This is a genomic window from Falcatimonas sp. MSJ-15 (genome assembly GCF_018918265.1).
Taxonomy (GTDB): domain Bacteria; phylum Bacillota; class Clostridia; order Lachnospirales; family Lachnospiraceae; genus Falcatimonas.
In genome coordinates this window covers 62,519-76,341 of the sequence record NZ_JAHLQC010000004.1, presented here as the reverse complement: position 1 = coordinate 76,341, position 13,823 = coordinate 62,519, and the positions used below count along the sequence as shown (strand labels likewise).

The following is a 13,823-nucleotide window of genomic DNA, read 5'->3' as shown; positions in this document are numbered from 1 at the left end:
CATTAAAAAGTAGAATTTGTGATTATAAAAATCCCAGGAATGGTGTCTATTGATATTATTCCTGGGATTTGTTTATATAAATGTTCTTAATAGATTCTTTATATAAAAGTTTTTAATGTATTGTTTGCATAAATGCCTTCATATATAAGAATATTTATCTATTAGTGTAATGATATGCGAAAATTCAGCAATATCTATCCATTGAGGTAATAGTATGTAGAAATGAATATACTATTATATAGATAATTAACTTTTAAAAAAGTTTTACTGTTTCGCCACCTTTTACTTCAACAATCTTCTCAGCATTATTGATACTTAACCAGGCACTTTTAGCTGATGGATTATAGCATATACTTGCATCTGCTGAGAATTCAAGTCTGTCAAGAACTTCAAAGTATTCAACAATCTCTATATTAGTAGCATACCAGATATCATCTCTGTGACCAAGTCGCTTACAGAATTCTTCCATTACTTCCCAATTATTATCTCTGTCAAATTCATAGCTGTGTCCCCATACATACATCATATATAAGTACTGTTTTTTGGTAAGAGCAGCAAATTCATCACCTAATTGTAATAAGTTATGATTGTGATGGCAGGTTGCTTTCCATTCATAAAAATCAGTAGGAAGATCAAAGCTGTCACTATTACCAACTATTCTTGCATATTTTATGCCATGAAGTCTGAGAAGAGTTTTGACATCATCACTATAAGAACCATTAGGATAAGCCATTCCACGAATCATTCTTCCGGTTACTTTTTCAAGCCCTTTTCTATCTTCAAATATCTGGACAGTAGCTTGTTCAAGTGGACATCTTGCTATTGTTGGATGTGTAAGAGTATGGCAAGCAATCTCATGACCCTTGTATAGTTCTTCATATTCGGATTGAGGAATTCGTATAGGATCACCTTCCATGCCATAATTTACATTAAAAGTTCCTTTAATACCATTGTCATTAAAGATTTTGACAAGACGGCGGTCGGCGTGTTTGCCATCATCATAGCTCATTGTAAGAACTTTGAATTTGCCATCAGGGAAACATTTGTATACATTTATCATATTGTTATCCTCCTAAAAAGTGTAAGAGATAAGTATTTTTTGATAATTCCGGACAAAAAAATACTCACTCACTTAAATTATACAACTTTTGTAAAGAAAAATTAAGAAAAAATTAAATAAAAGTAGAGTCAAAACTGCGGAATATATGTTATACTACTTTAAGAAAAAAGAGGATTGGTGGTAATAATTGTGAATAATGTTTTAGAAATGCTTGAAAAGTCAGCTGATAGAAATCCTGACAAGATACTTTTTGAAGATGAAAATACACAGATAACATATAAAGATTTTGTGATAAAAGCTAAGCAGGCTGCTACGGCGATAAAAAATGAATTTGTTAGTGGCAAAGCTGTTCCAATATATATGGATAAGAGTGTGGATACGCTTATATGGATGTTTGGTACAATATATGCAGGAAGTTTCTATACAATAGTAGATATAGCACATCCTCTTACAAGAATTGAGAGCATATTAGCAACGCTTGATGTTAACAAGATGCTGACATCACAGGTATATGTAGCAAAACTTGAAAAGGCTGGATATACAGGTGATTATATTCTTAGTGAAGATATAGCAACAGGGGAGATAGATGAAGAATTTATTAATAGTATTAGAACTAGACATAATGCACTTAGTCCTTTGTATTGCAATTTTACATCAGGTTCAACAGGGATTCCAAAAGGTGTTGTTGTTGGACATGCATCAGTAATTGATTTTATAACATATTTTACTGAACTTTTTAATATAACAGAGAATGATATTATTGGTAATCAGGCTCCATTTGATTTTGATGTATCTGTAAAAGATATATATTCAACAATATATACAGGTGCAACAATGGCTATAATACCAAAGAAAAAGTTTTCATTTCCTATGGAACTTATGGATTATCTTATAGATAAGAACATAACAACGCTTATATGGGCTGTATCAGCACTTTGTATTATATCAACTCTAAAAGGATTTACATACAAAGTTCCGGATAAGATTAATAAAGTGATTTTTTCCGGCGAAGTAATGCCTATAAAACAGTTAAAAATATGGAAAGAATATATTCCTGATGCTATGTATGTCAACGTATATGGACCAACAGAAGTTACATGTAATTGCACATATCATATTGTTGATGAGATTGATGACAATAAGAATATTCCAATCGGAAAGCCATTCCCTAATGAGAAGGTAATTCTTCTTGATGAAGATGATAATCTGGTTACACAAGCAGGTGCAGACGGAGAGATATGCGTTCTTGGACAGTGTCTTTCTCTTGGATATTATAATAATGAAGTACAGACTAAGAAAGCTTTTGTCAATAATCCACTTAACAAAGCATATAATGAGCTTATGTATAGAACAGGTGATCTTGCATATTATGGAGAAGATGGACTTTTATATTACAAAGGTCGTATAGATTTTCAGATAAAACATATGGGACACAGAATAGAACTTGGTGAGATTGAGAATGCGATGGAGTCGGTTGAGAACGTTGAGAGAGCATGCTGTATCTTTAACAAAGATATTAATAATATAGTTGCATATTATAAAGGGGAAGCACAAGTAAAAGAAGTAAAAAGAGCTTTGCGAGCTAAGCTTCCGGCATATATGGTGCCAATTAAGATGCATGCAGTTGAAGAATTTCCACTTACTAAGAATGGAAAGATTGACAGAAATGAATTATTAAAATTGGGGGATTAGATAAGATGGATGAAAGAGTAATTGCTGAATTTGGAAAAGAAAAAACTACACCGGCATTTGTATTTGATACAGATGTATTAAGAGACAATGTCTCTAAACTTAAAAACACATTTGAACATACAGCAAAATTGTGTTATGCTATGAAAGCCAATCCATTTATTATTAAAGAGATTGAAGATTTAGTGCCATATTTTGAAGTATGTTCACCAGGAGAACATAAGATATGTAAAAGAGCAGGTATTGATGTATCAAAGATAGTCATATCAGGAGTTAATAAAGAATATAGCGATATTGAGGAAGCAATCTGCGATGGAATTACAATATTTACAATTGAGTCAATTGCACACTTTGAACTTTTACAGAAGCTTACAAGAAAGCATAATAAGATAATAAAAGTGCTTATAAGAATTACAAGTGGCAATCAGTTTGGCGTTGATGAAGAAGTATTATATAATTTTTCAGACAGACTTAAAACAGACAGCCATATGATTCTTGCAGGAATTCAATTATATTCTGGAACGCAGAAGAAGAAGACAGAAGATGTAGTTGCAGAACTTGAGTATCTTGATGGTATATATAAGACATTAAGAGATGAGCATGGAGTCAAAATTAACAAGATAGAATATGGTCCGGGACTTTTTGTGCCATACTTCGTTAACGATAAAGATATAAGCGATAAGATGATTCCGGCTATTAAAGGTTCAGTTGCAAATATGGAATTTGACGGTGAACTTGTATTTGAGATGGGAAGATATATAGCAGCAGAATGTGGTTCTTATGTAACTTCAATTGCTGATATAAAAAAAAACAGACAGAATAACTATTGTATAGTTGATGGTGGTATTAATCATCTTAATTATTATGGTCAGACAATGGCTATGAAGCAGATGTTCTATACACAATATAAGAATGGACAGGCAATAGATAATACTGATATAGATGAAAAATATACGGTATGTGGTTCGTTATGCACAGTTGCAGATGTTATTCTTCGTAATATGCCACTTACAGAACCAAAGATTGGGGATATAATTGTATTTGATAAAACGGGGGCTTATTCAGTTACAGAAGGAATATATATGTTTTTAAGCAGAAATATGCCGGCTATATATTTTTATTCAAAAAAGAGAGGATTAGAGCTTGTCAGAGACGAGTTTGAAACTAATAGATTAAATTATTTAAAGGAGAATTAAGATGGATAAATTAATTGAAATTTTAGAGGAGATCTGTCCTGATGCAGATTATGAAACATGTGAGACTTTAATTGATGATGGTATATTGGATTCATTTGCAATATTATCAATAGTAAGTGAGATTCAGGACGAATTTGACGTTACAATAACACCAGCAGAGATTATTCCTGAGAACTTCAATTCAGCAGGAGCATTATGGAGTATGATTGAAAGATTAAAAGAAGCATAGGAGAATATTATGTCACTAACATCACTACAATTAATTGGACTGGTGGCGGTAGGCGTATTTCTCTATTATACAGTATGTAGAAAATATCAGTGGCAGTTGCTGCTGGTATTAAGCTACATATACTATCTGGCTTCTGGTGCAAAGAATATTATTTTTATAATAACGACAACTGTTGTAACATATCTTGCAGCAGTTTTTATAGAAAAATCAGAACAAAAGAATAAGAAAAAAATACTAATTGCAGCTTTATTTGTTGATTTTGGAATACTTGCAGTACTTAAGTATACTAATTTCGCAATAGATATTATTAATAATATATCAGGCGGCAATATTTCTTTTGTCAATCTGCTGCTGCCTCTTGGAATATCATTTTATACATTTCAGTCAACAGGATATATTCTGGATGTATACTGGAAGAGAACTCCGGCTGAAAAAAATATATTCAAACTTGCGTTATTTGTATCATATTTTCCACAGATAATGCAGGGACCAATAAGCAGGTTTAATAGTCTTAGTGACGAATTGTTCAAAAAACATACAGCTAAGTTTGAAGAGATAGAAAAAGCTCTTGTGCTTATATTATATGGTCTGTTTAAGAAGATGATAATTGCTGATAATGCAGCGATGTATGTTAATACAATATTTAATAAATATGAACAGTTTGATGGCCTTGTAATTGTTGGCGTTCTTGCATATTCACTTCAGCTATATGGAGATTTCTCAGGTGGAATAGATGTTGTAAGAGGAATATCAGAACTATTTGGAGTAAGACTCGTTGAGAACTTTAAACAGCCTTATTTTGCAAAATCTATAACAGATTTTTGGCATAGATGGCATATAACACTTGGAACATGGATGAAAGATTATGTATTTTATCCGGTGACTTTGTCAAAATGGATGGGAAGATTTCAAAAGTTTGCAAAACGTAAATTCGGCAAGAAACTTGGACGTTCATTACCAATATGTATTGCCAATATAATCGTATTCATTGTTGTTGGTATATGGCATGGTGCAGCTTGCAAATATATTGTATATGGATTATATAATGGTATAATAATTGGCTTTAGTGGTATTATGGCAGATAGATATAGAGCTGCTAAGAAGAAACTTAATATCAATGATAAATCAAAAGGTTTTGTGCTATTCCAGATTATAAGAACATTCATTCTTGTTAATATAAGCTGGCTGTTTGATATGTCAGCAGATGTAAAACAGGCATTTATAATGTTTAAGAATATGTTTACAAAGTTTGACTGGACACCACTTTTTGACGGAAGCATATTTGCAGATAATCCAGGATATATAAGCTATATGGATATTCAGTTTATAGCGATAGCGATTGGCATTATAGTAGTATTCATAATAAGTGTCCTGAAAGAAAAGAAGGTAGATGTGGCACAAAAAGTTATATCATTGCCATGGCAAGTGAGAGGACTTATCTATCTCGCAGTTATATTTATGCTGCCAATGATAGGAATGCCACCTGATAGTGTAGGAGGATTTATATATGCGCAATTCTAATGAACAAAAGCATCCTTATGTAAGACGTGCATTAATAATCGCACTTTTTATGGCTTGTATTGTGCTTGGCAATGTAATTCTTAACTATGCATTTATTCCTTACAGTTATGTGAAAGTTGATTACAATACAGCATATAATGACTCACATGATATAGTATTCATAGGAACTTCACATGGAAAATGTGGAATACAGACTGATGTAATAGATGAGATAACAGGAAGTAAGAGCGTTAATATGTGCCTCGGAGGTGAATATCTGTCAGATTCTTATTATATGTTAAAGAGTATAATAGAACAACATAAGCCTAAAAAAGTTGTCTATGAACTTGATTATGGATATTGGGTTACAAACGAATATACAGGAACAGATAGTACACTTATATATAGAAATATGAGATTTTCACCTGCAAAACTCGAATGTTTTATGGACAAAGAGGTTAATAAAGATTTTAGGGCGATATGTTTTCCATGGTATGTATTTAGAAAAGAATATAAGATGATTCCAAAGAATATTGAGAACAAATGGAATGGAATTGAGAAAGCTTGTGATATAAGTGCGTTCGCATCAGAAGCACAATATTATAAAGTTGGTGGTTCAATATATCGTAATCCGGTAGCAGACTCAGCGAAGAACTGGACTAACTTTATAGTATGGAACAGAGATAAAGTAGTGAAAGATACCAAAAAGTACTTTGGAAAGCTTGTGAAACTCTGCAAAGATAATAATATAGAATTATCTGTAGTTATAACACCGGTACCTAATGATACAATTGAAAAGTATAGTACAGAATATAAAGATTGTGATGAGTATTTTAGAAAACTTTCTGAAAGTTATAATGTAGACTATATTAATTATAATTATGAAGAAGTTGAAGGACTTGACAGAAGTATTAAAGGTTATTGTGATTATGAAGGACATCTTACAGGTGAGAATGCAATGATATTTAGTAAAGTACTTGGTGAGTATCTAAGATAACTACTGTATGATTAATACGAATCAGTATTATATAGGTAAAGAGAATAAGGCAGTGTATTATAACTTGTGAGCATATTATATGTGCTTATGGTTATATACACTGCCTTTTTGTATAGTTTAATAATGGACTGATTATATAAAATTATCACTTATACAGATACGATTATGTAAAATTTGGAAAAAAATATTAAAAAACAGGTACTAAAGACATATTTTTTAGTTCCTTTGATGGATTTGATTTTGTTGATTTATATATATGAACGTGTTATAATACGAAAGTCTTGGCTTTAAACAAAGCAACATGAAAAGGAGTAATAGAGGGTAATGAAGAAGAAAAAAGTAATTGAATTCTACAGAAGCGAAAGTCTTCTTATTGATGATGCAATTGACAGAATTGTTGTTGAGATTCATCAGCGAAAGAAACTATATGGTAAAAATACGGTTCTTTTTACTGGATGTAGTGCTGCAACCGGAACAACTGCTACAGTTATTAATCTTGCAATAGCACTTTCACAGTCAGGATGGAAGACTTTACTAATAGATTGTGACTTAAGAAAAAAGAACGAATACAAAAGGTTTAATCAGGATAATGAAACAGGTCTTTCAGATTATCTTAGTGGTAATGCGGCTAAAGATGATATAATATATGATACTAATTATGATAACATGCAATTCATACCTGGCGGCAAGATGTCAGGAAGTGCGGTAAGACTTTTGTGTTCATCAGAGATGGAAGAACTTATAAAACAATTTAAAGATGAATATGATTATGTAATACTTGATCTGCCATCAATTAATATTGTATCAGATGCTGATATTCTAGTGCCATATGTTGATGGCATAGTACTTATGACAGCACTTAATCAGACAACTAAGCCACAGCTTAGAGATGCAAAGCGTAAGATGGCAAAATATGAGGACAAATTCTATGGAATTATCATTAATAAAGTTGAATTATCACAGTATAAGAAGGTAATAAAAGACTATGATTATTTCAGAAGCAAGAATATGTCCAAAAAATATGAAAAGAATCTTGAAAAGAAGAAAAAACAGAATAAGAATAAAACTCAAAATGAAATATAAAAAAGAACGGAATTAAGAGAAAGGAAAGTAACAAAAACATGAAGAATAACAAAGTTTTTATTTTTTTAGCTTCTATAGTAGTGTGTGCAGTTGTAATGTTTGGCTATAACAAACCGGAGAAGATAGAAGCTGCGCAGTCACTTCCAAGAGTTATTGTGTCATCATACAATGTATCATCAGATGGAATAACAGCAGGCTCTACTTTTGACCTGACATATACACTTAAGAATACAAGTGCAACTAATGAAGTAACAAGTGTACTTGTAACATGTACAAGCAATTCAGAGACAATCTATCCAGTATATACAACATCTGATCAGATGTATATTGAGCAGATGGCACCAGGTGAGGAGATTCCTGTAACTGTTAAGTTTAATTCAGCATCTGAGATAGATGTAGCTTCAATTGACTTGACAATGAATATCTCATATTATGATGACCTTGTAGGACAGGGAGTTAACCAGACAGTACTTCAGATTCCGGTTAAACAGGACAGTGTGCTTGTTATTCAGTCATATTCAATACCAATTAATGCAATAACAGGTACTAAAGCACGAGTTAATGCAACACTTGAGAATACAGGTATTGATGAACTATATAATGTTAAGATGACAATCACAGGCGATGGTATGGACAATGTTGTCTCAGATATCGGAACAATGGGAGCTAATAGTAAGAAACAGCAGGAAGCATATATTGAATTTAATGAAGCTGGAACACATAATGTTACAATTACATATACATACGAGGACAGCAAAGGGCAGCAGTTTGAAGTGGTTACAGATCCATCAGCAGTAGAGGTAACAAAATCACAGCTTCAGTCTACAGAACAGAATAATAATGTTGTGAATAACTCAGCAAATGGTATTGAGATGTGGCAGATTGTAGTCATTGCAGCTATTATAATTGTTGGTGCATTTATTATTGTAATTGTAAAGAAACAAAAGAGATAGTCAGTGATACATATATGCGATTAAGCAAGAATTAAAAAGAATGAAGGGAAGAAAAGATAACAATGAATGAGGAAATTCAATTTGAGGATATAAAAATTGCATTTATTGCATTATGGAAGAACAAGCTTCTTATAGTAGCAGTTACACTGCTTGGAGCACTGCTTGGCTTACTTCTTACATCGAATAAGACTAATGAAGAGACATATAGAGCTACAGCAACTGTATATTGTGCAACATATTCATCACAACGAGATGCAGATGCAGATGTATATGCAATGATTAATTATTCAGATGTTGTTACTAGTAAAAAAGTATGTCAGAGAGCAGAAGCGATAATTGGTAATTCATCAATCAATGCATCAATGATTCAGTATATGATAAGTACAGGATTCAGTTCAAGTTCATATATTATGAAGATATATGCAGATACTAATGATCCGGATATTGCAATTGAAGTAGCTAATGCAGTAGCAGAAGCATTTGTAATAGAGATTAGTTCAATTACAGGAAGTGATTCTATCCAGCTTCTTGATAAGGCAGAAGGATGTTACAGATATGCAAGTAATTCATTAACAAAGACGAGAATAATATATGCTTTGGCAGCATGTTTTGTAATATGTGCAGCAATAATGTGCAAAGAGTTATTTTCTAATAATGTTAAGTCAATTGCACAATGCATAGGCAAGGATGATGCAGATATAATTATAGGAATTATTCCTGATTCAGATAAATAACAAAACGTAGATTAAGGACAGTACATCGCAGATTATATATTTGCGATGTACTGTTATAAAAAGGTAAAAATTATAAAAAGATAAGAATTATAAAAGGGAAAATTTATAAAAAGGAAAATTTATAAAAAAGAAAAAATAGTGAGGAAGATGTTATGATTAAGAAAATTTGTTTTGCGGCTTCATCAGGTGGACACTTAGAAGAAATATCCAGACTTAAAGATATAGCATCACAGTATGATTCCTTCCTTTTAACAGAAAAAGGTGGATTCAATGAGATTAATTTTTGTGATAAGACAATATATGTATCTCAGATTAATAGAAAAGAGCCATTATTCCTATTCAAATTTATTGGACTTTTTGCAAGATCCTTACATATTCTGATTAAGGAAAAGCCTGATTGTATAATATCAACAGGTGCACTTGCAACATATCCAATATGTTTACTTGGTAAGTTTGCTAAAAAAAAGATAATATACATTGAATCATTCGCAAGAGTTGATTCACCTTCACTTACAGGTAAGTTAATGTATAAAGTTGCAGATATATTCATAATACAGTGGGAAGAACTTAAACAGTTTTTTCCAAATGCTATATATGGTGGCGGAATTTTTTAGGAGGATTGAGTAATGATATTTGTTACGCTTGGAACACAAAAATTTCAATTAAACAGATTGCTTAAGCTTATTGATGAATATATAGAAAAAGGAATAATAAAAGATGAAGTATTTGCTCAGATTGGTAATTCAGACTATATTCCCGTTAATTATAATTATAAGCAGTTTATTGATAAAGAAGAATTTGACAGATGTATAAAAGATGCCGGCCTGATCATTACACATAGTGGAGTCGGAACGATAATTACAGCTATTAATCTTAACAAACCGGTAATTGTATATCCACGACTTGCAAAATATAAAGAACATGTTGATGATCATCAGATTGAGATAGCAGAAGCTTTTGCTAAGAAACGGTATGTGCTTGCATGCAAAGAAAATGATAATCTGAGCGAGCTTATAGAGAAAGCATATAGTTACAGATTTGAAAAATATGTATCTCAAAAAGAAAAGATAATAAAGATTGTTAATGACTTTTTAAAGAGTCAGCAATAAATTATATGGAGGAAGATGATGGTGAAAGTAAGTGTAATTGTTCCAGTTTACAATGTAGAGCCTTATCTTGATAAATGTCTTAATGGTCTTGTTAATCAGACATTAAAAGACATAGAGATAATAGTTGTTAATGATGGGGCAACAGATAATTCACAACAGATAATAGACAGATATGCTAAGCAGTATGATAACGTGATTAGTCTTGTAAAACAAAATGGAGGACTGTCTGATGCAAGAAACTATGGAATACCTTATGCAACAGGAGAATATATAGGATTCATAGATTCGGACGATTTCATGGAATATGATATGTTTGAAGTGCTTTATAAAAAAGCCAAAGAAGATGATTCAGATATAGTTGAGTGTAATCTCAGACATACATATTCAGATAGCGAAGATATAGAGATTGGTAAAGAGATATACGACAAAAAAGAGATGATAATGTTTGGAAGAAGTGTCGTATGGAATAAAATATACAAAAGAGAATGGCTTATTAATAGTAAGGTTTTATTTCCAAAGGGACTTATTTATGAAGATGTTAATTTCTTTGTAAAACTGGTTCCTTTTATTAACAGATATTCTTATGTTGAGCCGGCACCAATACACTATGTTCAAAGAGGAAGTTCAATTAATAATAAATCATCATTAAAGACACTACAGATATTAGATATTCTTAATGACATAGTTGAATTCTATAAGAAAAATGGATTCTATGATGAATATGAAGATGCACTTGAGTTCTTATTTACAAGAATTCTTTTATGTAGTTCTTTTTCAAGAATAGCAAGAATACCTGATAAAAAAGACAGAAAAATGGCATTAGCTAAGAATTATGAATTACTAAAGACAACTTTTCCGGATTATAGCAAGAATGAGACACTTAAGAAGACAAAGAGCCATCAGGCAATGTTTATGAGAACAGTTAATGATTTTACATATAGAATATATAGTGCTATATTCCCACTATTATTTAGAATAAAGGGAATGTTTTCAGGCAAAAAATATTAAAGGAGTGGCAGCTGACTATGGAATTAAGTATAATAATTCCCGTATATAATGCTGAAAAGTATATAAGGGAATGTCTCGATTCAGTAATAAATAAAAAGTATGACTGCGAAGTTATTCTTGTAAATGACGGAAGTAGTGATTCATCACTTACAATATGTGAAGAGTATAGCCGCAAAGACAATAGAATCAAGATAATTAATAAGAATAATGGCGGTGTGTCTTCAGCAAGGAATGCCGGCCTCTTACATGCAACAGGAAGATATGTGATGTTTCTTGATGCAGATGATTACTTTACAGAAGATGCATTTGAATATATTGACAAATATATAAAATGTAATAAGTATGATTTTGTAGCAATGTCATATTCTTCACTTTTTGAAGATATGACAACTGATCTGTATGAGTATAATATAGAAGAACAAGTAACGAATCAGAAGAGCAAGATAGATGAGATTCTATATACATCATCTGATCTTAACACTTGTTGGGGCAAATTATTCTTAAGAGAGAAGATAATAGATAATAATATAACATTCAGAACAGATCTTCCAATAGGCGAAGATTATATATTTGTAGCAGATTACTATAAATATTGTAAGAATGTACTATTATCTAATGAATCAATATTATTCTACAGACAGCATAGTGAGAGTGCAATGAGAAGATATGATATTGACAGAAGAATTGATTATACAGGAATACTTCTTGAATATAACAAGAATGCGATAAAAGAGAATGGTAATATGGAACTTATACCGAAGATGAACAGATATTATCTTAGTGTAATAACTAACATATTCTTTGAATTCGCAAAAAGTGTTGAAGATAAAAAAGAACTGCGTAAGATGTATACAAGAGCAGTAAGAAGTAGTGTTGTAGAGAGTATTGTAAATGAATTATCAAAAAGTGAGATTAAGGAACTATATAAGAAAATAGAGTATTCACTTATAAAATCAGGTAATGTTACAATGCTTATAGCATATTTTAGATTTAAAGCAGCTTATGCAAGAAGAACTAAGAATTAGATAATATAGAGTAATTATTGGAAAACTAATGGGAATGAAAAATTGTTAAAAGTAAATGAACATTGCAGGAATGTTATATTATTATCTATTATATGGATTATGAAAATATAGTAGTAGTAAGACTGACTGTAGGAAAGGAAAATGTATGAAATTTAGTATAGTTATTCCGGCATATAACATAGAAGACTATATTGGTAAGTGCCTAGACAGTATACTTAGTCAGACATATAGTGATTATGAGATAATAGTAGTTAATGACGGATCAACAGATAACACAGGCAGAGTGCTTGATGAATATAAGAAAAAGGACTCAAGAATTACTGTAATTCATAAAGAAAATGAAGGTGTATCAATAGCTCGTAATACAGGTATGGAACTTGCAACAGGAGAATATTTTCTATTCTTTGATGGGGATGACTTTGTTGAGCCATATTGCCTTGCAGATCTTGCAAAAATTGTTGAAAGAGGAGAATATGATACTGTTATATATGGTTATCATAGATTTGAAGATGGTAAGATCAAAGAGACATGCCCACCAATATTCGAGAAAAGACATTATATAGGCAATGAGATAATGAGTGAACTTTTTCCAAAGTTCATAGGAATATCAGATCATGCTATTAATGATTGGCTTAATCATAAAGACAGGGCACTATATGTTGAAAATCCCGCATTATGGCATGTTATGACAAAAGTATCAGTTATTAAAGACAACGGACTTAAATTCAATAAGAACCTTAGAGTTGGTGAAGATACAATGTTTGTATCAGAATATTTAAGTTATGCAGAAAGTGTATATGTTGAGAAGAAATGTTATTATTATCTTGTAACAAGAACGACATCGACAATCTTTGTATATGAGAAAAAGCCTCTTCAAAAACTTGAAGGAAAGATTAGACTCCTTACAGCCAGAAAAGAACTTACTAGCAAGATTGATGGAAGGTTCAATATAGATGTTACAAAAGAATGGGCAGGAACAGTTATAATGTCATGTATAGAACTTGCATTTTTGCTATCAGCACCTAATAAGGAATATGGATATTTTAAGCGTTACAGAGAATTCTTAAAATATATAAAACTTCCTGGAGTAGAGAAGATGATATCAGATTATAAGGTAGATGCAAAATTCTCTGTTAATGTGATACCATTCTGGTTCTTAAAAGGCAAGATGTATTTTATACTATTCCTTGCAACAACAGTTCTTAATATTGCAGGTTACAAATTTAAAAGGAGTTAATGA

The 13,823-nt window shown here is 31.4% G+C and carries 14 protein-coding genes; 13 read left to right on the top strand and 1 reads right to left on the bottom strand.

Annotated features, from left to right (window positions below):
- Positions 1 to 253: 253 nt before the first annotated feature.
- Positions 254 to 1,060, bottom strand: a complete 807-nt coding sequence (locus KQI85_RS03985) for a polysaccharide deacetylase family protein (RefSeq protein WP_216574800.1) — start codon at positions 1,058 to 1,060, stop codon at positions 254 to 256.
- 189 nt (positions 1,061 to 1,249) lie between these two features.
- Between KQI85_RS03985 and KQI85_RS03980 the strand changes: the two genes are divergently transcribed.
- The 13 genes from KQI85_RS03980 to KQI85_RS03920 all read left to right on the top strand — a co-directional run bounded on the left by KQI85_RS03980 (position 1,250) and on the right by KQI85_RS03920 (position 13,820).
- Entirely contained in the window at positions 1,250 to 2,752 is a 1,503-nt protein-coding gene (locus KQI85_RS03980; protein ID WP_371820548.1) for an amino acid adenylation domain-containing protein, read from the top strand.
- Between the two features lie 5 nt (positions 2,753 to 2,757).
- Positions 2,758 to 3,945, top strand: coding sequence for an alanine racemase (locus KQI85_RS03975; RefSeq protein ID WP_216574799.1), 1,188 nt, complete (start codon positions 2,758 to 2,760; stop codon positions 3,943 to 3,945).
- Between the two features lies 1 nt (position 3,946).
- Complete coding sequence (locus KQI85_RS03970; protein WP_216574798.1) at positions 3,947 to 4,174, top strand: phosphopantetheine-binding protein; 228 nt, start codon at positions 3,947 to 3,949, stop codon at positions 4,172 to 4,174.
- A 9-nt stretch (positions 4,175 to 4,183) separates the two neighbouring features.
- Positions 4,184 to 5,695, top strand: a complete 1,512-nt coding sequence (locus KQI85_RS03965) for an MBOAT family protein (RefSeq protein WP_216574797.1) — start codon at positions 4,184 to 4,186, stop codon at positions 5,693 to 5,695.
- Entirely contained in the window at positions 5,682 to 6,671 is a 990-nt protein-coding gene (locus tag KQI85_RS03960; protein ID WP_216574796.1) for a hypothetical protein, read from the top strand. Before KQI85_RS03965 ends, KQI85_RS03960 begins: the two co-directional genes overlap by 14 nt.
- A gap of 324 nt (positions 6,672 to 6,995) precedes the next feature.
- The gene (locus KQI85_RS03955; protein WP_216574795.1) at positions 6,996 to 7,754 is read left to right on the top strand and encodes a CpsD/CapB family tyrosine-protein kinase; all 759 of its coding nucleotides are present in this window, start codon (positions 6,996 to 6,998) and stop codon (positions 7,752 to 7,754) included.
- Positions 7,755 to 7,792: 38 nt separating this feature from the next.
- Positions 7,793 to 8,707: a hypothetical protein gene (locus KQI85_RS03950; protein ID WP_216574794.1), complete on the top strand. Its 915-nt coding sequence runs from the start codon at positions 7,793 to 7,795 to the stop codon at positions 8,705 to 8,707.
- 62 nt (positions 8,708 to 8,769) lie between these two features.
- Positions 8,770 to 9,441, top strand: a complete 672-nt coding sequence (locus KQI85_RS03945) for a Wzz/FepE/Etk N-terminal domain-containing protein (RefSeq protein ID WP_216574793.1) — start codon at positions 8,770 to 8,772, stop codon at positions 9,439 to 9,441.
- 152 nt (positions 9,442 to 9,593) lie between these two features.
- Positions 9,594 to 10,055 (top strand): PssD/Cps14F family polysaccharide biosynthesis glycosyltransferase, encoded by a 462-nt coding sequence (pssD, locus tag KQI85_RS03940; RefSeq protein WP_216574792.1) that lies wholly within the window; start codon positions 9,594 to 9,596, stop codon positions 10,053 to 10,055.
- 12 nt (positions 10,056 to 10,067) lie between these two features.
- Positions 10,068 to 10,550: a PssE/Cps14G family polysaccharide biosynthesis glycosyltransferase gene (gene pssE / locus KQI85_RS03935; RefSeq protein WP_216574791.1), complete on the top strand. Its 483-nt coding sequence runs from the start codon at positions 10,068 to 10,070 to the stop codon at positions 10,548 to 10,550.
- Between the two features lie 18 nt (positions 10,551 to 10,568).
- Positions 10,569 to 11,558 (top strand): glycosyltransferase, encoded by a 990-nt coding sequence (locus KQI85_RS03930; protein ID WP_216574790.1) that lies wholly within the window; start codon positions 10,569 to 10,571, stop codon positions 11,556 to 11,558.
- A gap of 17 nt (positions 11,559 to 11,575) precedes the next feature.
- Positions 11,576 to 12,583 (top strand): glycosyltransferase family 2 protein, encoded by a 1,008-nt coding sequence (locus KQI85_RS03925; protein WP_216574789.1) that lies wholly within the window; start codon positions 11,576 to 11,578, stop codon positions 12,581 to 12,583.
- 145 nt (positions 12,584 to 12,728) lie between these two features.
- The gene (locus KQI85_RS03920) at positions 12,729 to 13,820 is read left to right on the top strand and encodes a glycosyltransferase family 2 protein (RefSeq protein ID WP_216574788.1); all 1,092 of its coding nucleotides are present in this window, start codon (positions 12,729 to 12,731) and stop codon (positions 13,818 to 13,820) included.
- The last annotated feature ends 3 nt before the right edge of the window (positions 13,821 to 13,823 follow it).

What these genes read in the sequence shown, in the direction of transcription:
- KQI85_RS03985 (WP_216574800.1), bottom strand. Translation starts at nt 1,060, where the DNA reads ATGATAAATGTATACAAATGTTTCCCTGATGGCAAATTCAAAGTTCTT.
- KQI85_RS03975 (WP_216574799.1), top strand. Translation starts at nt 2,758, where the DNA reads ATGGATGAAAGAGTAATTGCTGAATTTGGAAAAGAAAAAACTACACCG.
- KQI85_RS03970 (WP_216574798.1), top strand. Translation starts at nt 3,947, where the DNA reads ATGGATAAATTAATTGAAATTTTAGAGGAGATCTGTCCTGATGCAGAT.
- KQI85_RS03965 (WP_216574797.1), top strand. Translation starts at nt 4,184, where the DNA reads ATGTCACTAACATCACTACAATTAATTGGACTGGTGGCGGTAGGCGTA.
- KQI85_RS03960 (WP_216574796.1), top strand. Translation starts at nt 5,682, where the DNA reads ATGCGCAATTCTAATGAACAAAAGCATCCTTATGTAAGACGTGCATTA.
- KQI85_RS03955 (WP_216574795.1), top strand. Translation starts at nt 6,996, where the DNA reads ATGAAGAAGAAAAAAGTAATTGAATTCTACAGAAGCGAAAGTCTTCTT.
- KQI85_RS03950 (WP_216574794.1), top strand. Translation starts at nt 7,793, where the DNA reads ATGAAGAATAACAAAGTTTTTATTTTTTTAGCTTCTATAGTAGTGTGT.
- KQI85_RS03945 (WP_216574793.1), top strand. Translation starts at nt 8,770, where the DNA reads ATGAATGAGGAAATTCAATTTGAGGATATAAAAATTGCATTTATTGCA.
- pssD (WP_216574792.1), top strand. Translation starts at nt 9,594, where the DNA reads ATGATTAAGAAAATTTGTTTTGCGGCTTCATCAGGTGGACACTTAGAA.
- pssE (WP_216574791.1), top strand. Translation starts at nt 10,068, where the DNA reads ATGATATTTGTTACGCTTGGAACACAAAAATTTCAATTAAACAGATTG.
- KQI85_RS03930 (WP_216574790.1), top strand. Translation starts at nt 10,569, where the DNA reads ATGGTGAAAGTAAGTGTAATTGTTCCAGTTTACAATGTAGAGCCTTAT.
- KQI85_RS03925 (WP_216574789.1), top strand. Translation starts at nt 11,576, where the DNA reads ATGGAATTAAGTATAATAATTCCCGTATATAATGCTGAAAAGTATATA.
- KQI85_RS03920 (WP_216574788.1), top strand. Translation starts at nt 12,729, where the DNA reads ATGAAATTTAGTATAGTTATTCCGGCATATAACATAGAAGACTATATT.